Below are 19351 nucleotides of genomic sequence, written 5' to 3'. Positions count from 1 at the left end.
ACAAAACAAATGCGAATATTAGCTCCACCATTTTGGTGGGAATGAAAATGAAACGCTCTTGATTCACTGGGGCGGCTATATGAGGCAGAAAAGGAGATTACGTCATGTTTGGTGGTTTTACGAAAGATTTGGGTATTGATTTGGGGACAGCGAATACTTTGGTTTATGTACGTGGAAAAGGAATTGTGGTGCGCGAACCTTCGGTTGTCGCTATACGGACAGATACAAAAAGCATTGAGGCAGTAGGGGAAGCCGCAAAAAAAATGATTGGACGTACACCAGGTAACATTCGTGCCATTCGTCCAATGAAAGATGGCGTTATTGCCGATTTTGATACAACGGCAACGATGATCAAATATTTCATCCGTGAGGCGCAGAAACAACGCTCCATGTTCCAACGTCATCCGAACGTGATGGTATGTGTACCATCCGGGATTACTGCAGTAGAACAACGCGCGGTCGAAGATGCAACCAAACAGGCTGGAGCACGTGAAGCCTATACGATCGAAGAGCCATTTGCAGCTGCAATCGGTGCAGATCTGCCTGTATGGGAACCGACGGGTAGTATGGTTGTCGATATTGGTGGCGGTACAACGGAAGTGGCTGTCATCTCTCTTGGCGGGATTGTAACAAGTCGTTCGGTTCGTGTTGCTGGTGACGAGATGGATGAATCCGTGATTCAATACATCAAACGCCAGTATAATCTGATGATCGGTGAACGTACATCCGAGCAGTTGAAAATGGATATCGGATCAGCTATGCCGCTTGAGCAAGTGGAAACTATGGAGATTCGTGGACGCGACCTCGTTACAGGCCTGCCGAAGACGATTACGATTACATCGGATGAAATCAGCGAAGCTCTGGCGGATACGGTGAATGCCATTGTTGAAGCTGTAAAAGTAACCTTGGAGAAATGTCCACCTGAGCTGGCGGCGGATATTATGGACCGTGGTATTGTTCTCACAGGTGGTGGGGCATTGCTGCGCAATCTGGACAAGCTGCTTGCTGGAGAGACAGGAATGCCTGTGATCGTAGCAGAGAACCCGCTCGATTGTGTTGCGATCGGAACAGGTAAAGCGCTTGAAAATATTCATTTGTTCAAGAGCAGAAGCAGTTCGGCAGTTCGTTCCAAACGTTAATGGATATATGCCATGCTTGGCTCACTTATCGGCCAAGGGCATGATATCAACGAAGAGGACCCGGTTAACCCCGGGAGAGCTATTACCCGCATACCCGGGGAGAATCGGCTGATATTCTCGATGGGACTATAAGTCTGACAGTCTCCCCGCCGGGCATGGCTCGGAAGAGAATAATGGATGTTAGAGGGTGGTCGAACTGTTTAAACTGCTGGGTAACAAAAGACTTTTTGTTTTGCTGGTGGGCCTTGTTACATTTATCGCGTTAATGGGCTTTACGCTCGGTCCGCGAACCGCTCTATCCTGGCCGGAGAAATTCCTTAAGGATTCAGTCGGATTTGTACAATACGTATTTTATAAGCCCGCTTCTTCTGTAGCGGGCTTTTTCAAAGATTTGGCGAACATGCGTACGGTGTATCAAGAAAATGAAGAGCTACGCATTGCGATGGGGCACTATACCCGTGATCGGCTGAAGTACAATGATATGGAGCAGGTAAATGAACAGCTCCAGAAAGCTCTCAATTTTACCGAGGAACAAAAGAATCGATATAACTACGGTTCACGAATTGCTCAAGTCATCAGTGCCAACTCAGACCCCAACAGCAGAACGATTAATATCGACATTGGTGAAAATGCGGGAATCAAGGCTGGGATGGCCGTTACTTCGCAAGAGGGGCTGGTCGGCGTGATCAGTCATGTCAGCTCATATACGTCAACGGTTAATCTGTTAACGTCCATGGATGCGAATGATCCTACTTCCAATGCCATTGCGGCTACAGCGGTAGGTAAAGAAAAAGTGTTTGGCATGATTGAAAGTTACGATCCGAAGTCCGGAATGCTCAAGATGACCAAGATTTCAGAGGATTCTAATATCAAAGCCGGCGATGAGATTATCTCCTCCGGAATTATCAATAACTTTCCGAAGTATATGCGGATTGGTGAAGTGAAGAGTGTCGAGAAAAGCGAATATGGTTTAACAAAAACAGCTACAATTGAGCCCTATGCAAGCTTTCTGGACTGGAAAGAGCTGATTGTGATTATTCCACCTGAGGTAAAAGAATAATGATAACGCGCAAGCAAGTCTTATTCCTGTTACTGTTCGTTTTGTTCATTGTTGAAGGAACGATTCTTCCGCTGCTCATTCCTTCGGCCTGGCAAATGCGTATTTCTGCGAACCTGGTCTACATCGTGATTTTGTTTATTGCTGTATATCATCATCGGCACACGGCGTTGGTGCTTGGCATATTATTTGGACTCTTGCACGATGTCGTATTTTACGGCGAAATGATTGGACCATACGGATTCTCGATGGGATTATCGGCATATATGATGGGACTTATTTTTCAAGCGCCACGCGCACCACTGCCGGTTATGGTTTCCGTCGTCCTTTTGGGAAGTCTGCTGAATGACACCATGTTATTCTTTCTGTACAAGCTCTTCCAACTCAATCATGTGACATTTGACTGGGCACTGCTTGAATACATGATTCCCAATTTGTTCATTCATTTTGTGTTTGCGCTGATCATTTATGTTCCTCTTCGGAAACAACTGGAGCGGATTGGTAAGAGAAAGAGCAAAGCACAAGAAGCTACTTGATACATTTATGGAGTGAGAAGCAGGAACTTGGGGACCCGGGCACGAAATGTAATGAGATGGGAGGGACAGGCTTATGACGGTAAAATCGAATCACGTAACGATTAAAGGCATCCGAGACGGCCTGGTTTTCCTGTTGGACGATCAATGTGAATTCGAGGAATTGCTCTACGAGCTCCGCTATAAGCTGGAACACAGCCATCAAAATATTTTGACCGGACCGATAGTTCATGTGGACATCAAACTGGGCAACCGGGAAGTGACGGAGGACCAGAAAGAAGCAATTCTTGATATATTGAAACAAAAGGGGAATTTGCTCATTCGTTCCATAGACTCACCGGCCCTTAAACCAGAGGTTAAAGGGCCGCCGCCGATTGTAACCATGTGTGGTATGGTACGTTCGGGTCAGGTGCTTCATCATGAAGGGAATCTACTGTTTCTTGGTGATATCAATCCGGGGGGCACAGTAACGTGTACCGGAGATATATATGTTTTGGGTTCACTCAGAGGCATGGCTCACGCTGGAATTGGTGGGGACGAGGACTCGATCATTGCAGCTTCGGTGTTTGCACCAACGCAGCTGCGGATCGCTGATATCATCAGCCGTCCTCCCGATGAGTGGGAGAGCCGAGAGACCGGTATGGAATTTGCTTATTTACAGGACAATCAGATGCAGATCGACAAGATGAGCAATATCGTTCGGTTGCGCCGAGATTTTAATGTGTTTAAAGGAGTGTAGCTCATGGGAGAGGCGATCGTGATCACTTCGGGTAAAGGCGGCGTGGGTAAAACAACCACCTCGGCAAACATCGGGACAGCGCTGGCGCTGCTCGGCAAAAAGGTTTGTCTGGTAGATACCGATATCGGCCTTCGCAATCTGGATGTCGTGATGGGACTCGAAAACCGGATCATTTATGATCTGTGCGACGTTGCAGACGGCCGTTGCCGACTGAATCAGGCTTTGGTCAAAGATAAACGTTTCGAAGAATTATATATGCTGCCTGCAGCACAAACGAGAGATAAGAACTCTGTGTCACCAGAACAGGTGAAGGACATTATTCTCGAATTGAAAAAAGATTTTGAATACGTCATTATTGATTGTCCAGCCGGAATTGAGCAGGGGTTCAAAAATGCGGTTGCAGGAGCTGACCAGGCGATTGTGGTCACTACACCAGAAAATGCGGCTGTGCGTGATGCGGACCGTGTCATTGGTTTGCTGGAGAGTTCGCACATTCAATCACCAAAATTGGTTGTGAACCGTATCCGCAACAATATGGTCAAATCAGGCGACATGCTCGATATTGACGGCATTTTACAAGTACTTAATATTGATCTGATCGGGATTGTTCCTGATGATGAACTTGTCATTAAGGCAGCCAACTCGGGAGAGCCCACAGTAATGAATCCGGATTCACTTGCGGCCATTGCCTATCGTAATATTGCCCGTCGTATTCTGGGAGATACCGTTCCTCTGATGCAATTGGAGCAAAAAAAAGGTGCTTTCACACGTTTTAAGAAGTTTTTTGGAATGGGTTAACTCGCTCTTTTTCATCACATTCATGTATGATAGCCGTGGCCCTCAAGCCCGGCTTTTTGAATATTATGGAGCCTTTGAGTTAAGGAGCTTGGGTATAGAACAGGGCATGTGCTTTACAATAGGACTCCACGTTGTGGGGTTATTTTTGCTTCCCGCCGAAGCTTGTTCATATTATGAACGAGCCCCTCATAAGATGTAGTAAACAAGCCTCGGCGGGAGGACATTCCATGAATACGAAACTCAGGATCAAACAGAGAAGAGAAGAGCGCATTCGGCGGTTAATGGATGGTGCTGCGGAAGAAATTGTGCAGAAGCGAGAATTGGGCTCGGTATTCGACAAGCGTACGTCTACGCAACGTAATCCGTTCTCGTCTATAGATATACAAGATAATCTACGAACGGCCAGATCCTCTTTGGCGGAACCGGAAAGAGACCCGGAATGGCTGTGGAAAAAAGAGAACGGACATTATGGTCCTAGCGGCCATCCTCGTTTCAACCTGATGAAGTCATTCGTGAAACGAACGGTGGTTAGCATTTTATTATTCGGCGCTGTCTGGGGATTGTTCCAGTTGAACACTTCATGGACGGCACCTGCCAAAACCGTGATCGCCGATGTGCTGCATCGGGATATGGATTTTGCCTATGCCGCCGCCTGGTACGAACGGCATTTTGGTGGAACACCATCATTCCTGCCTGTTCTCGGACATACCACCGATGCTGTGAACGGCTCGGGTATTCGACACCTGCTCGGCAAACCGATTTCGGGAACCGTCGTTCAGCCTTTTGCACTGAGCATGAAAGGCATTGAAATTGTTCCTGAAGCCGGAGGTACAGGACTTGTCCAAGTTGTCAGTTCAGATGCCGGACGAGTACTTCAAGTATTGGATGACCCGGAGAATGGGACAACGGTTGTAATCCAGCACTCTGGTCAAGTCACAGCCATTTACGGACGCTTGAACGAGAGTGAAGTCCAGGTGAATGATTGGGTAGAAGCGGGTGACGCCGTAGGTAGCCTAAAGGAGAATGGAAAGGATCAACCTGCCACATTATATTTCGCTGTAAAAGAGGGGGAGCAGTACGTAGACCCAGCGGAAGTGGTTGCCCTTGATTAGGTTATGGGGTGTGCGTATCTCGTTTCATCCTTTTTTTGTGATTATCATGATGGCTTCCCTGTTGACTGGAAATTTTATTGAGCTCATCACATTGTTCGCCATCGTTTTTATTCATGAATGTGGACATGCTGCAGCGGCAGCCCTTCTGGGCTGCCGTGTCCTTTCGATACAGATGCTTCCTTTTGGGGGTGTCGCCGTTATTGAAGATGCCGGAAATATTACAGCCCGCCGGGAGATCATTATCGCTTTGGCAGGTCCTTTTCAAAATATGCTCATGGTAGGAGTCGTATTGTTGCTGAAGTATGGGAACCTGGGAGACCCGCTGTTTTTGGATTATATTATACAGGGGAATCTGCTGATTGCCCTATTTAACCTGCTACCCGTGTTGCCGCTGGATGGTGGTAAAATTGTACAGGCACTCGTTAGTCTTGCTGCTCCCTACTATACGACATTGATTTGGACTTACAGAATCAGCATTCTGTGTAGCGCAGGGGTTATCTTGGTTGCCATCGGTCGCTGGTTTACCGGTGATTATGGGCTACCTTTAAATATTCTATTGGTCGGAATTTTTCTGTTCTATTCCAATTTGACTGATTACCGAAATATCCCATACCGGTTTATACGGTTTCTGATGAATCGTGAAAGTGCATTCACCCGTCATGCAGCTACAGGCAGTTTGGCGCAGCCGATTATCTCATTTCCGGCGAAACCTTTGGAGACTATTTTGCGTCTATTAAAGAGAGAAAGATACCATATGATATATGTGATGAATAGACAGGGGAGAATCATGGCCGTTTTGCCTGAGCAGCGAATCATCGGTTCTTATTTCAAACAAGACACGGATAAGTTGTAGCATCTTGGTGGATCTGTCCTGAATTGGGTTAATACATGTACAATGAGTATAGCAATGATACAGAATGGATGTGGATTAAATTGAATTGTCTTCTAGAGGTGAAGCCATGAAACAAATGATTGTACATAATGAACATAACCTCATGCAAATGGCGCTTCTGGAAGAAGGCAAAGCTGTAGAATTCATGGCAGAGCGTACACGCGAGCGTGGACTGCTGGGTTCGTATTTCAAAGGACGGGTAGTGAACGTGTTACCAGGTATGCAAGCTGCTTTTGTGGATATCGGTCAGAAAAAGAATGCTTTTCTGTATGTGGACGATGTATTGCATCCCAATCTGGAGAAACAACCCAAAGTGAAGCCTTCAATTTCGGAGCTGCTTCGTCCAGGTCAGGATGTAATTGTCCAGGTCCTGAAGGAGCCAGTAGGAAGCAAAGGAGCCCGGGTGACGACTCATTATTCGCTACCTGGCCGCTGGCTTGTCTACATGCCTTTAGCGGATTATGTAGCCGTCTCCAAGAAAATTGCCCGTGAGGGGGATCGATCCCGACTCAAGACTCTTGGTGAACAACTGAGACGGGACGAAGAGGGGCTTATCATACGAACCGTATCCGCAGAGGAACAGAGGGAAGCCATTCAGGCCGATCTGGAAACATTACGTGAGCAGTGGCGTCTGATTCGTGAAAAAGCGGATAGTTTGCCTTCACCAAGCCTGCTGCATCGGGATCACAGTATGGTTCAGCGGATCATTCGTGATGTGTATACGCCTGGCAGCGATGAGGTAATAACGGACAACGCAGTACAAGCCCGTGAGTTGAGTGCTTTGTTGGAAGAAATCTGTCCGGGCCATCAACCTAAAGTACAGGTGTACAAGGGAGAGGAATCCATTTTTACTGCTTATCGTGTGCAGGAGCAGTTGAACAAGGATTTTGCCCGCAAGGTATGGCTACCTGGTGGCGGATATATTGTCATTGATCATACCGAGGCGCTCACTGTAGTCGATGTCAATACAGGCAAGTACACGGGAGCGGGCGGTGACAGTCTGGAAGAGACGGTAACGGAGACGAACATGCAGGCAGCGGTTGAGATCGCCCGTTTAATGCGTCTTCGGGATATCGGCGGCATGATTATTGTGGATTTCATTGATATGGAGGAAGCGATCAATCGGCATGAAGTTGCGGCAGCGCTGGAAAATGAACTCAAGAAGGATCGAACTAAGGCTTTTGTAATTGGCTGGACCAAGCTAGGATTGCTCGAACTTACCCGTAAGAAAGTACGGGAAGAGAGCACCCTCCCTTACGTGGAGCCGTGTTCTTCCTGTCATGGGACAGGCAAAAGATATATTTCGCCTTTGCATTGATTTTTAGTATGGTTGGTGGTATAATCATCAGGTATGTGTTTAGCCTATTGGTCTTGCACATGCTGTAACCGCACTGGCCGGGTACAAGAACAGTTCCGCAAGGACACTGTCACCTGAGACCGGGCGAGTCTGAGACATGAGGAGGTGCAAGGCAAATGTACGCAATTATTGAAACAGGTGGCAAACAGTACAAAGTCCAAGAGGGCGATGTTCTGTTCATCGAGAAATTGACTGCGAACGATGGCGAAAGCGTAACGTTCGACCGTGTCCTGGCTGTATCTAACGATCAAGGTTTGACAGCAGGTACACCATTGGTTTCCGGAGCAACTGTAACGGCTAAAGTGGAGAAACATGGCAAAGGACAAAAGGTTGTTGTATACAAATACAAACCTAAAAAGAACTACCATGTGAAGCAAGGTCACCGTCAACCGTATACAAAAGTAACTATTGAAGCAATCAAAGCGTAAGAAGGTGCGATAAGTGATTATCGTTCAAGTCTTTCGTAATGATGACGGGAGCATCGATCGTTTCTCCATCAAAGGGCATGCTAATTTTGCCAAGCGAGGAGAAGACATTGTATGTGCCGGGGTATCCGCTGTTACAGTGGGTACGGTGAATTCGATTGAAACACTGACTGGTGTCGAAATGGACGCCAAAATGAAGAATGGCTTTTTAAGCGCTTCTTTACCGGTGTTGGAGAAAGACGGAACCTGGTCCCAGGTACAATTGCTACTCGAATCCATGGTGCTTATGCTCACTGATATTGCAGAGTCATACGGAAAGTATATTCAGATAGAGCAAGTCAAATAATTAAAGAAGGAGGACAACCAATCATGTTGAAATTAAATCTTCAGTTATTCGCATCGAAAAAAGGTGTAGGTTCCACGAAGAATGGTCGTGACAGTAACGCACAACGCCTTGGCGTTAAACGTGCTGACGGACAAACAGTAACTGGTGGTAGCATTCTCGTTCGCCAACGCGGAACGAAAATTCACCCAGGTACTAACGTGGGTATCGGTAAAGATGACACTTTGTTTGCGAAAGTTGACGGCGTTGTGAAATTCGAACGTTGGGGACGCGATCGTAAAAAAGTAAGCATCTACCCTGTGAATGTTGCTCCAGTAGCAGCTGCAGTAGAAGCATAATATCGGCATTCCGCCTAAGGAGCCTTCGGCATTTTTGCCGGAGGCTTTTTGTATTTATAGGTTATTCGATAATGAACTGGCAGAAAAGACATGTTATACTTGGTTACGGTGGGGTTTAAACCAACCGAGTTTTGTAGAACGGGGAGAAGCCATGAAATCTTGGAAAAGAGTGCCCTGGATTGCGGCATGTTCACTTCTGATTCCTTTGGTTTTCGTTATGCTGTATCCAGTGATTATTTCAATTGCTGTATACGCATTGTGGTCCGTCGCGGTGCTTTTTGTTTCTGTAAATGTGATGAAGAGACAGGCAGAGGCGGAACGCAGAACCATCATACAATCTATGGAAAAGACAGCAATTGCATCATTAAATCATCATAGGCATGATTGGATGAACGATCTTCAGGTATTGTATGGATATCTTAGACTGGGCAAACTTGATAAATCAGTGCAATGTGTGGAAAGAATAGTAGAGCGGGTTAACGAAGAAAGCCGAATCTCCAGATTGGGTATTCCTTCACTCGTATTTTATCTTCAATCTTTCCGGACCAGTGGAGTCGCTCTGGAATTGCATGTGGTCGTAGAGGAAGAGTTGCAGCTTAGTGCTCTGGTCTCTCCCGAGGATGGCGAGTCGCTTACGGGGGCGATTGCCGATGCGATTCGAGCCTATCAATATGGCGGCGGCCGGTCGTCTTGGGGAGAGGTTCGCAAACTGACCTTGAACTTCGGACAGGATCACGGAGATGTGGTTGTCCGGCTGGATGGGGATCAAACACCCGATCCGGAAACATTGCGGCAGCTCAATGCCGTACTCAAAGGAAAAAAAGTCAGAACGGAGCAGCTTCCGTCTGAGGATACGTTTATACAATTCAGAATGCCTTGCGGAATATAGGAAGAAGGGGTTAACCAATGTTTGTAGATAAAGCGAAGATTTATGTGAAAGCCGGAGACGGAGGAGACGGAATTATTTCGTTTCGTCGTGAGAAGTATGTACCGAACGGCGGACCTGCCGGGGGTGATGGAGGCAGAGGAGCTGACATCATTTTCCGTGTGGATGAAGGTCTGCGTACGTTGATGGATTTCCGTTACCAGCGTCACTTCAAGGCCCCTCGTGGTGAGAAGGGACGTAATAAAAGTCAGCATGGCGCGAACGCTGAGAACATGATTGTACGAATTCCACCAGGTACTGTGATTTTGGATGAAGACAGTGGAGAAGTACTGGCTGATTTGACACGTCATGGTCAACAGGTTGTTGTTGCTCGTGGCGGACGGGGCGGACGGGGAAACATTCGTTTTGCCACACCTAACAATCCAGCACCGGAACTGGCCGAAAATGGCGAAGAAGGCGAAGAACGTTACATCGTACTTGAGCTTAAGGTCATGGCAGATGTTGGTTTGGTTGGTTTCCCAAGTGTCGGTAAATCTACACTGTTGTCTGTTGTTTCGGCAGCCAAGCCAAAGATTGGAGCATATCATTTTACAACCATTACTCCTAATCTGGGTGTTGTTGGTGTGGGCGAAGGTCGCAGCTTTGTTATGGCCGACTTGCCTGGTCTGATTGAAGGTGCTCATGAAGGTATTGGGCTAGGACATGAGTTCTTGCGTCACGTAGAACGTACACGTATTATCGTTCATGTTGTTGACATGTCTGGTTCAGAAGGACGTGATCCGTTCGAAGACTGGCAGAAAATCAACGAGGAACTCAAATTGTACAATCCTGTCCTCGCTGAGAGACCGCAGGTTGTAGCAGCCAATAAAATGGACATGCCGGATTCCGAAGCTAATCTGGAAGAGTTTTTGCAGAAAGCTCGTGAAGTTCAACCGGATATTGAAGTTATGCCTATTTCGTCCCTGACACGGAAAGGGATTCAAGAGCTCCTGTATCGTGCGGCTGATCTGCTGGATCAAATTCCGGACGAGCCAGTGGTTGAAGAAGTTGCTGACTTATCTGAACGCAAAGTATACAGCTTGGACAAAAAAGAGGACGATGGGTTCCGTATTGTACGGGAGAATGAAATCTTCGTTGTCGAAAGTGCCAAGATTGAACGTATGATGAAGCGGATGCAGCTGAATTCGCATGAAGCGATTCTCAAACTGGCGCGTACATTGCGATATATGGGTGTGGATGCGGAATTGCGTAAACGTGGAGCTGAAGAAGGCACCATTGTGCGCATTGGCGAGTTTGAGTTCGAATTTGTGGAAGGCAGTAGCTACTACTAAGGACGTCATGCCAACATGTACAGTTAGAGGGTAAAACATATACGCAGAGAAGTGGGAGATAACCCGCTGCTCTGCGTTTTTTTTATTTTTCCTTACCTGCGCGCGGGATAAACTTGTATACTGTTAGGAATAGTTTTTCAAAAATAGACATGTGAGGTATTGCCCTTTTGAGATAGATCCTATATAATGTCCACTATATGAATACATGAGTCTTTGAGGAGAGGACGTTCTGTGAATGAACGCTATTACTTAGTACGGGAAGACATTTTGCCAGAGGCTGTGGTGAAGACCATGCAGGTAAAAGAACTGCTGGCTTCCGGGGATGTTAAAACAGTTCATGAGGCTGTTGAACAGGTTGGATTAAGCCGGAGTGCTTTTTATAAGTACAAGGATGGCATCCATTTGATCAATCAGCTTGAACGGGAGCGAATTGTAACGATCTCCATTGATTTGGAGCATCAGTCAGGAATATTGTCTCGTGTGCTCGGACATGTAGCTGGTTATGGAGCCAACGTGCTAACCATTAATCAAAGTATCCCGCTCCAGGGAAGAGCCAATGTCGTCATTTCAGTGGAGACATCACATCTTCATGGGGAAATCGGTGAAATGCTCGATCGGATGCAGGATATGCCCGGAGTTCGGCGCACGCGCATTGTTGGCCAAGGTTAATTAGACGTTAACTAAAACGTTTAGGAATAAGTTGCATGTATGGTTAAATCGTACAGGGGTGAAGGAGAAAAAGACATTGGGGGTAGATCGTTAGTGAAGCCAGTAAAAGTGGGACTGTTGGGTCTGGGCACGGTGGGTACAGGGGTCGTTCGCATCGTGGAAGGAAATCAGGAGGATCTGAGCAGTCAGGTTGGATCACCGATCGTTATTGAGAAGATTGCAGTGAAGAATACGGAGAAGGATCGTGTCATTGCTGTAGACCGCGCCAAGCTCACCGAAGATCCTTGGGAAGTCATACGTCACCCGGATATTGATGTTATCGTGGAAGTTATGGGCGGCATTGATCAGACCAAAGAGTACATTCTTGAAGCGCTGGAGCGGGGCAAGCATATCGTAACCGCGAACAAGGATTTAATGGCTCTGCACGGTTCCGAGATTTTGGCAAAGGCACAGGAAAAGCAATGTGATGTATTCTACGAAGCGAGTGTTGCTGGGGGTATCCCGATCATCCGCACGCTGATTGAAGGCTTCTCGTCCGACCGGATTACCCGCATTATGGGGATTGTGAACGGAACAACGAACTTTATTTTGACCAAAATGAGTCAGGAAGGTGCCTCGTATGAAGAGGTTCTCGCAGAGGCTCAAGCACTTGGATATGCAGAAACTGATCCAACCTCGGATGTCGAAGGACTCGATGCAGCTCGCAAAATGGCGATTCTGGGTACTTTGGGTTTCCGTACGAATGTGGAACTGAAAGATGTGACCGTTAGAGGGATTACATCCGTAACCCGTGAAGATATTACGTATGCCAAAAGACTTGGTTATGAAATGAAGCTGCTGGGTATCGCAGATCGTCGAGATGATGAGATCACCATAAGTGTTCAGCCGACGATGGTAAGACAGAATCATCCGATTGCATCCGTCAATGGGGTGTTCAACGCAGTGTATGTACATGGCGAAGCTGTAGGTGAGACGATGTTCTACGGTGCGGGTGCAGGGGAGCTTCCGACGGCAACTTCTGTAGTAGCGGATATCGTGGCTGTGATCAAAAACTTAAAGCTGGGTGTGAATGGTCTCAAAGCGATAGTACCTTATAAACAGAAGCGTCTGCAAAGTGACGAGCACATTATGTCGAAAAATTTCATTTTGCTGCATGTGGATGACAAGGCAGGGGTACTGGCGCAAATTACACAAATCTTTGCTGAATACGAAGTCAGCTTGGCTTCAGTCGTGCAACAGCCGAATGAGCACAACCCGGATGCTGAGATCATCATCGTTACGCATAACGCTAGCAAGGCGAGCATGGATAAAGTATTGAAACACTTTGAATCCCTTGCGGTCATTCGTCGCATTAAGAGTGTGTATCGGGTAGAAGGATAATACGTCCCCAAATACCGATTTGAATTTTCAAATCTAAGTCCAGGTTTAAGGTACACGTTTAACCATATAGATGTATGCAATTATATTCGGATTATTAACGACAAAGGAGTTTACCCATAATGAGATATCAAGGATTACTGCAAACATATAAAGAACACCTTCCAGTTAATGAAAACACGCCCCTGCTTACGCTTCACGAAGGAAACACACCTCTGGTTCATGCGGAGAATCTGTCCGAGGAACTCGGTATAAATTTATATTTCAAATATGAAGGTCTGAATCCAACAGGTTCATTTAAAGACCGCGGCATGGTTATGGCTGTTGCTAAAGCGATGGAAGAAGGCAGCCGCACGATCATGTGTGCATCGACAGGTAACACTTCAGCAGCAGCAGCAGCTTATGCGGCTCGTGCGGGTCTGAATTGTATCGTATTGATCCCGAATAACAACATTGCGTTGGGAAAACTGGCTCAAGCCATGATCTATGGAGCAAAGGTAATTGCGATTAATGGCAACTTTGACCGTGCATTGGAAATTGTGCGTGAGATTACAGCCAAACATCCAATCACGCTCGTGAACTCCGTGAATCCGTTCCGAATTGAAGGACAGAAAACGGCTGCATTTGAAGTGATTGAGCAGCTTGGTCAAGCTCCTGATGTACTCGCAATCCCGGTGGGTAACGCAGGGAACATCTCGGCTTACTGGAAAGGATTCAAAGAATATAAAGAAGCAGGAAAATCGAACTCTCTGCCCCGTATGGTCGGTTTTGAAGCGGAAGGTGCTATGGCGATTGTCAAAGGTGAACCGATTCTAGAGCCTGAAACTGTAGCAACAGCTATTCGAATCGGTAATCCGGCAAGTTGGAAAACTGCAGTAGCTGCAGCTGAAGAGTCAGGCGGACAGATTAATTATGTAACTGACGAAGAAATTCTGACTGCCTATCGTACAATCGCCGCTCGTGAAGGGATTTTTGCTGAACCTGCATCCGCTGCTTCCGTTGCTGGTGTATACAAACTGAAGAGTGAAGGGTACTTTAAAGGCGGAGAGACTGTGGTTTGCGTACTGACAGGACATGGTCTCAAAGATCCTAATATTGCAATCAAAACGGTAGCGACTGAGCCACTTGTTGTGGAAGATTCCGAAGAAGCGGTTATGGCGGCAATTGCACAATTGGAGCAACAATCCGTATGAGTTTGCAGCAAAGGGTAACTGTTAAGGTACCTGCAAGTACAGCCAATCTGGGTCCAGGGTTTGATACCCTGGGCATGGCATTGTCTCTGTATGCATGGCTTGAGATGAAACCGGCTGAGCAGACAACATTTCATTTACATGGAGATCATCTGACAGGTTTGCCAACAGATAAATCCAATTTGATATATGAAGTTGCACAAATGGTGTTCAACGAAGCCGGGATTTCTGTGCCGGAGTTGGAGATTTCCATGTATTCCGATATTCCGCTTACTCGGGGTCTGGGAAGTAGTGCATCGGCCATCGTGGGTGCATTGGCTGCTGCCAATGCATTAATTGGTACTCCATTAACTGATGCCAAGCTTCTGGACATGGCTACGTCACTGGAGAAGCATCCGGATAATGTAGGAGCTTCACTATATGGAGGTATCATTACAGCAGCGTGGGATGGAAGTCGCGTAGACCATATTCGCATTGAGCCGCATCAGGATTTGCAGACTTTGGTTATCGTACCGGACTTCGAGTTGTCCACTTCAAAGGCAAGAAATGTAATTCCACAGCAGTTTGACAAGTCTGATGTCATTCACAACATAAGCAGATCCTCCTTACTTGTTGCGGCTTTGGCAAGTGGGAGATTGGACATGATTCAAAAGGCGATGTCTGATCGGATTCATCAACCCTACAGAGCATCTTTGGTACCTGGTATGGCTGAAATCCTGGAACATGCGGTGAGTCACGGAGCCCTGGGGGCTGCATTGAGTGGAGCCGGACCTACCCTTTTGACGTTGGTAGATCGTCATGATACTCGTAAGCTCGAACTGGAGCAATATTTGATAGACACAATGAGAAGTGAAGGTATCACTGCCTCTGCATTGTGGTTGGATCCGGACCTGGACGGTGTTACCGTGCTGCCTGATCAAGATGAAAGTCCTTTTATGGACAGAGTTAAAGGGGAAGTTAACGCATGAAACGAATTGCAGTATTACCTGAAGGCTCGGTTTCCCATGAAGCTGTAGATTTTCTGTTTAATGGGGAGCCTTTGGAATTGCTTCATTCCAAGCTGATTTCTGATGTTTTCCGGGCAACGGATAGTGGAAAGTCACAGTATAGTGTCATACCCATCGAGAATACGATTGAAGGCTCTGTTAGTTTGCATATGGACTGGCTGGTTAACGAAGTGGATATTCCGATGCAAGCAGAATGGGTGTATCCCTCCATCCAGAATGTCATTGGGCATGGCTCCGAGTTCAGGTCAGAGAGTGGTGAATATGATTTCGGGAAAATCACGAAGATCATGTCCCATCCGGTAGCGATTCCGCAGTGCCAGAATTTTATTCGCCTGCATTCACCTGGAGCAGACCTTGAAGGTGTGAACAGTACAGCGGAAGCTGTCGAAATTGTGAAAAAAAATCCTGGAAAAGGCTGGGTCGCGATTGGTACCAGACTGGCAGCACAAAAGCATGGTTTGGACATTATGGCTGAACGGGTTACCGATCATGACAACAACTATACACGTTTTGTACTGATTGGCCATGAACCTGTTCAGATATCACGAGAACCTGATCATGTGAAAACCAGTTTGCTGGTTACATTGCCTGAAGATGCACCGGGTGCATTGCATCAGGTACTGTCGGCTTTTGCCTGGCGGAAGCTGAACTTGACCCGACTGGAATCTCGTCCAACGAAGAAAAGGTTGGGGAGTTATTATTTTTACATTGATGTTGAGGAAAGTGCAGATTCGGTATTGCTTACCGCAGCCATGGCTGAGATTGAGGCTTTGAATTGTCAGGTACGTGTTCTTGGCAGCTATCCGTGTTATACATATCCTTCGTTGAAAACGACCTGATTCAGGACGTACATTGTTGAAGGTTGTCATAAGACTGGGCAAAATGAGCAGGAAATAGCTTGTCATTTGTTGTACAATGAACGAGATAAATGTTGTTTCGGAATCTAGGAATGGAAATTTTATGGAGGTGCAGTCATCGGTGTCAGAACAATGGATTTACTTGGATGGTCAATATGTGACCAAGGAGAACGCAACCGTTTCGGTATATGATCATGGATTTTTGTATGGAGACGGTATTTTCGAAGGTATTCGAATTTATAACGGTAACATTTTCAGATGCAAAGCGCATTTGGATCGTTTGTACGATTCAGCTAAATCCATCAGTCTGAACATTCCGCTGTCTTATGATGAGATGCTGGAAGTGATGGCTGAAACGGTACGTCGCAATGATATGAGAAACGGTTATATTCGTCTGATCGTTTCACGTGGACCTGGTAATCTGGGTCTTGATCCGCTGCGCTGTCCTAAAGCATCCGTTATCATCATTGTAGAGCAACTGGCGATTTATCCGGAGGAAGCGTATCTTACTGGTCTGAAAGCCGTGTCTGTGTCCCAGCGCCGCAACATCCCGGATGCACTTAATCCAAAAATTAAATCATTGAATTATTTGAATAACATCCTGGTTAAAATTCAATCCAACTATTCAAATGCTGGTGAAGCGATTATGCTGAATTCCCAAGGTTACGTTACTGAGGGCTCAAGTGATAACATCTTCATCATCAAAAATGGTGTGGTTTATACGCCGCCTTGTTATCTTGGTGCTCTGGAAGGGATTACACGTCAGGCCATTATCGATCTGTGCGGTGAGCTGGATCTTGAATTAAAAGAAGTGCCATTTACGCTACATGATGTATATATTGCCGACGAAGTATTTTTCACTGGAACAGCTGCGGAAGTTATTGCTGCTTGTGAGGTGGATGGCAGAACGATTGGCACGGGCGTCGCAGGTCCTGTAACTTTGAAATTGCTGGAAGCGTTCCGTCAAATTGTCGACAAAGACGGTTACAAAGTTTGGGAAGATTAAATGGAACGAACTGAATAGGGAAGCAGGAAATCCTTCTTGTCTCAGAATCTCAGCATACCTGGAGTATGCGGTTTTTGGGGTGGGAAGGATTTTTTTTGCTTAGTTGATGTCATTGGCCCAATTTCTGCATAGGATGTAGTAAAGGTATGGGCGAATGCACTGCCCAAGTATCACGTCTAGGAGGTTAGTTCCAAGTGAAAATACACATGGTGAAAAAAGGCGACACATTATATCTGCTGTCCCAAAAATATAATGTAGCGTTGGACAAAATTATCGCAGCCAATCCGCAAATCTCAAATCCTGACAAGTTGGAGATCGGCATGAAGGTCAAAATTCCTGCGGAGCCTGTAACACCAAAGCCGGAAGGCGTACTGCACAGTCATAAAGTTCAGCAAGGAGATTCATTGTGGAAGTTATCACAGGCTTGGGGAGTTCCGTTGAAAGATATGATCAATGCGAACCCGCAATTAAAAAATCCTAATGCGCTGCTTGTAGGGGAGACTGTGTACATTCCATCAGCGAATACACCTGGAAATGTGAATTCAGAGAATGGTGCATCATCCAATGTTGCTCATGAGAAATTGTCGCCTGAAGGAAAGGAATACACGGGAGTTAAAGAAGAAACGGCTCCAGTAGCACCTGAACCAGCGCCAGCACCAGCACCTGTACCGGAAGTCTCCAATGCGGTTCCGGCTCCTGTGCCTGCAAATCCGGTCGTGCCTAATATCAAGCCAGAAGTGGAAGTGTTACCACAGTTACCTGAAATTCCGGAAGAGAAGCCGCAGAAGGAAGCTCAGAAGAAAGAAAACAGCAAATCCGAAGTTCAATTAAAACCGATAACTGAAGCACCGACGTATACGATGCCTAATATCTCACCTGAAGTCCTGCCTTTACCTGTAATACCTAACAATACGAAATGGCCTACAGAGGTGGCGCCTGCGACCAAAGCTCCATGTGGTTGTGGCAGTAAAATGCTTCATGCTCCTGCCGAGCACCCGTATGCCCAAGTTCCAGTACCTGCACAAGAGGTATACACTGCTCCACAAAACATGTATACGGCTGGGGTAAATGACAATGCTACATTCCCGGGTATACCTGAAGTGAGTCCTTACTCCATAGGTAATACATCTAACATGCCTTGGACCGGTTCAGAGTATAATCATAACAACGTTATGCCAAACGTATCTGCTGAGATGCAGAATAACTCGTATCCGATCGCACCATCAGGTCAAGTGAACAGCCCATATCCTCCATTTGCGGCCAATGAGCATATGAACCACCAACCGCCTCATATTTCTCCTTACTCTATGCTTCCGTACCCGCCATGCGGATGTGGCAATCATCATATGCCAAACCATCAGTACGCATATCCCTCACATAACTACCAGAACCCAGCGTGGGGCACATACAATCCTTATGGGATGCAACCCGAAATGACTACATCCACGATGCCTAATCAGCCATTGGAGTATGCATATCAAAACCCATACCCTACTCAGAACATGGTTCCGCCGTCTCCATTGGGTGCATTTGGTGAAATGTATCCTCCACAAGGTAAGGGGGAGGGCAAAAAGGGTGGACGTGACGAGGCTAGCTTAAGCCAGTCTTCTACAGAGAGTGAGGCTGAGTTTAACCTTGAAGCAAAGCCTAAACAAGCTGCCAAAACAGGAACTGCGAAACGCAGAACAGCCAAACCTGCTGCCAAAGCTAAATCTAAAGTATCTGTATCCGGGAAACAAGCAAGAGAACGCACAGGAATCACCACTAAACGTTCTGACAGCAAAAAGCGTAGAAATCCTTGGATACAGCAATAGCAATATAAAGTAACGAAAAACCGTTAATCTTCAAAAGGCCGACTCTGTGAAGAGCCGGCCTTTTGAGTTTTTACATGGGAAGCAGGGTTGCTCCTTAAGTAGTATGGAGTATCACGCTTGTAGGGCTCTTTAGTAGATTTCAAGAAAGAGAGCTATTGAATGTGGAAGGGATTATTTGGGAAATAGAGCCTCGAATTCACTATAGTTTTAGTGGAGGCATTGGGACGTAAAATCTATTAAATGATTTTTTTGAAAAAACTATTGCATTGGTTTCGTCAGTATGATATATTATTTAAGTCGCCGCTGAAACACAGCGCTGACAACAAAAGAAAGAGTAACACAAACAAGTTTGATCTTTGAAAACTGAACAACGAGTGAGTAACGATCTTGCTTGCGAGATCGACGCTGAGAAATCGGTACAAGTCTTCGGACTGTATGATTTCGAAGCATAAATGAGATTTTTAATCTCGTCAGTTTCAAA

20 protein-coding genes and 1 other annotated feature are annotated in these 19351 nt (G+C 46.3%); all 20 genes read left to right on the top strand.

Annotation, left to right across the window (positions count from 1 at the left end):
• The first annotated feature begins 104 nt into the window (after positions 1–104).
• Positions 105–1139: a rod shape-determining protein gene (locus DC345_RS27500; protein WP_024633969.1), complete on the top strand. Its 1035-nt coding sequence runs from the start codon at positions 105–107 to the stop codon at positions 1137–1139.
• Between the two features lie 187 nt (positions 1140–1326).
• Positions 1327–2199, top strand: a complete 873-nt coding sequence (mreC, locus tag DC345_RS27495) for a rod shape-determining protein MreC (protein ID WP_113055865.1) — start codon at positions 1327–1329, stop codon at positions 2197–2199.
• Positions 2199–2732 carry a rod shape-determining protein MreD gene (locus DC345_RS27490; RefSeq protein WP_113055864.1) on the top strand — a complete coding sequence of 178 codons (534 nt, stop codon included), beginning with the start codon at positions 2199–2201 and terminating at the stop codon, positions 2730–2732. Before mreC ends, DC345_RS27490 begins: the two co-directional genes overlap by 1 nt.
• 73 nt (positions 2733–2805) lie before the next feature.
• Positions 2806–3468, top strand: coding sequence for a septum site-determining protein MinC (gene minC / locus DC345_RS27485; protein ID WP_099858127.1), 663 nt, complete (start codon positions 2806–2808; stop codon positions 3466–3468).
• 3 nt (positions 3469–3471) lie between these two features.
• Positions 3472–4266: a septum site-determining protein MinD gene (gene minD, locus DC345_RS27480; protein ID WP_053783092.1), complete on the top strand. Its 795-nt coding sequence runs from the start codon at positions 3472–3474 to the stop codon at positions 4264–4266.
• A gap of 227 nt (positions 4267–4493) precedes the next feature.
• Positions 4494–5378: a M23 family metallopeptidase gene (locus tag DC345_RS27475; protein WP_181586750.1), complete on the top strand. Its 885-nt coding sequence runs from the start codon at positions 4494–4496 to the stop codon at positions 5376–5378.
• A complete protein-coding gene (locus DC345_RS27470; RefSeq protein ID WP_113055862.1) occupies positions 5371–6231 on the top strand; it encodes a M50 family metallopeptidase in 861 nt (286 codons plus the stop codon). The genes DC345_RS27475 and DC345_RS27470 overlap by 8 nt, the downstream gene beginning before the upstream one ends.
• A gap of 106 nt (positions 6232–6337) precedes the next feature.
• Entirely contained in the window at positions 6338–7588 is a 1251-nt protein-coding gene (locus tag DC345_RS27465; RefSeq protein ID WP_113055861.1) for an Rne/Rng family ribonuclease, read from the top strand.
• Positions 7589–7644: 56 nt separating this feature from the next.
• Positions 7645–7729, top strand: a sequence feature (ribosomal protein L21 leader region).
• Positions 7730–7743: 14 nt separating this feature from the next.
• The gene (gene rplU, locus DC345_RS27460; protein ID WP_062328098.1) at positions 7744–8055 is read left to right on the top strand and encodes a 50S ribosomal protein L21; all 312 of its coding nucleotides are present in this window, start codon (positions 7744–7746) and stop codon (positions 8053–8055) included.
• A 13-nt stretch (positions 8056–8068) separates the two neighbouring features.
• Positions 8069–8398, top strand: coding sequence for a ribosomal-processing cysteine protease Prp (locus tag DC345_RS27455; RefSeq protein ID WP_079347324.1), 330 nt, complete (start codon positions 8069–8071; stop codon positions 8396–8398).
• A 23-nt stretch (positions 8399–8421) separates the two neighbouring features.
• Positions 8422–8733: a 50S ribosomal protein L27 gene (rpmA, locus tag DC345_RS27450; RefSeq protein ID WP_024633959.1), complete on the top strand. Its 312-nt coding sequence runs from the start codon at positions 8422–8424 to the stop codon at positions 8731–8733.
• Between the two features lie 151 nt (positions 8734–8884).
• Entirely contained in the window at positions 8885–9622 is a 738-nt protein-coding gene (locus tag DC345_RS27445) for a Spo0B domain-containing protein (RefSeq protein WP_063568125.1), read from the top strand.
• 17 nt (positions 9623–9639) lie between these two features.
• The gene (gene obgE, locus DC345_RS27440) at positions 9640–10950 is read left to right on the top strand and encodes a GTPase ObgE (protein ID WP_113055860.1); all 1311 of its coding nucleotides are present in this window, start codon (positions 9640–9642) and stop codon (positions 10948–10950) included.
• Positions 10951–11181: 231 nt separating this feature from the next.
• Complete coding sequence (locus tag DC345_RS27435; protein ID WP_024633956.1) at positions 11182–11619, top strand: ACT domain-containing protein; 438 nt, start codon at positions 11182–11184, stop codon at positions 11617–11619.
• 93 nt (positions 11620–11712) lie between these two features.
• Complete coding sequence (locus tag DC345_RS27430; protein ID WP_076290955.1) at positions 11713–12999, top strand: homoserine dehydrogenase; 1287 nt, start codon at positions 11713–11715, stop codon at positions 12997–12999.
• A gap of 119 nt (positions 13000–13118) precedes the next feature.
• Positions 13119–14189, top strand: a complete 1071-nt coding sequence (thrC, locus tag DC345_RS27425) for a threonine synthase (protein WP_113055859.1) — start codon at positions 13119–13121, stop codon at positions 14187–14189.
• Entirely contained in the window at positions 14186–15154 is a 969-nt protein-coding gene (gene thrB, locus DC345_RS27420) for a homoserine kinase (RefSeq protein WP_113055858.1), read from the top strand. The genes thrC and thrB overlap by 4 nt, the downstream gene beginning before the upstream one ends.
• Positions 15151–16032, top strand: a complete 882-nt coding sequence (gene pheA, locus DC345_RS27415) for a prephenate dehydratase (RefSeq protein WP_113055857.1) — start codon at positions 15151–15153, stop codon at positions 16030–16032. Before thrB ends, pheA begins: the two co-directional genes overlap by 4 nt.
• 139 nt (positions 16033–16171) lie before the next feature.
• Complete coding sequence (gene ilvE, locus DC345_RS27410; RefSeq protein ID WP_113056039.1) at positions 16172–17056, top strand: branched-chain-amino-acid transaminase; 885 nt, start codon at positions 16172–16174, stop codon at positions 17054–17056.
• A gap of 194 nt (positions 17057–17250) precedes the next feature.
• Positions 17251–18870: a LysM peptidoglycan-binding domain-containing protein gene (locus DC345_RS27405; protein ID WP_113055856.1), complete on the top strand. Its 1620-nt coding sequence runs from the start codon at positions 17251–17253 to the stop codon at positions 18868–18870.
• Positions 18871–19351: the final 481 nt, after the last annotated feature.

The organism is Paenibacillus taichungensis (assembly GCF_003287275.1).
GTDB classification, from domain to species: Bacteria; Bacillota; Bacilli; order Paenibacillales; family Paenibacillaceae; genus Paenibacillus; species Paenibacillus taichungensis_A.
This window is presented reverse-complemented; position numbering and strand designations above follow the sequence as displayed.

Bases quoted from the DNA above. Each gene is read 5' to 3' on its own strand.
- pheA (WP_113055857.1), top strand. From the start codon at position 15,151: ATGAAACGAATTGCAGTATTACCTGAAGGCTCGGTTTCCCATGAAGCT.
- rpmA (WP_024633959.1), top strand. From the start codon at position 8,422: ATGTTGAAATTAAATCTTCAGTTATTCGCATCGAAAAAAGGTGTAGGT.
- DC345_RS27475 (WP_181586750.1), top strand. From the start codon at position 4,494: ATGAATACGAAACTCAGGATCAAACAGAGAAGAGAAGAGCGCATTCGG.
- thrC (WP_113055859.1), top strand. From the start codon at position 13,119: ATGAGATATCAAGGATTACTGCAAACATATAAAGAACACCTTCCAGTT.
- DC345_RS27490 (WP_113055864.1), top strand. From the start codon at position 2,199: ATGATAACGCGCAAGCAAGTCTTATTCCTGTTACTGTTCGTTTTGTTC.
- thrB (WP_113055858.1), top strand. From the start codon at position 14,186: ATGAGTTTGCAGCAAAGGGTAACTGTTAAGGTACCTGCAAGTACAGCC.
- minC (WP_099858127.1), top strand. From the start codon at position 2,806: ATGACGGTAAAATCGAATCACGTAACGATTAAAGGCATCCGAGACGGC.
- minD (WP_053783092.1), top strand. From the start codon at position 3,472: ATGGGAGAGGCGATCGTGATCACTTCGGGTAAAGGCGGCGTGGGTAAA.
- obgE (WP_113055860.1), top strand. From the start codon at position 9,640: ATGTTTGTAGATAAAGCGAAGATTTATGTGAAAGCCGGAGACGGAGGA.
- DC345_RS27500 (WP_024633969.1), top strand. From the start codon at position 105: ATGTTTGGTGGTTTTACGAAAGATTTGGGTATTGATTTGGGGACAGCG.
- DC345_RS27465 (WP_113055861.1), top strand. From the start codon at position 6,338: ATGAAACAAATGATTGTACATAATGAACATAACCTCATGCAAATGGCG.
- rplU (WP_062328098.1), top strand. From the start codon at position 7,744: ATGTACGCAATTATTGAAACAGGTGGCAAACAGTACAAAGTCCAAGAG.
- DC345_RS27445 (WP_063568125.1), top strand. From the start codon at position 8,885: ATGAAATCTTGGAAAAGAGTGCCCTGGATTGCGGCATGTTCACTTCTG.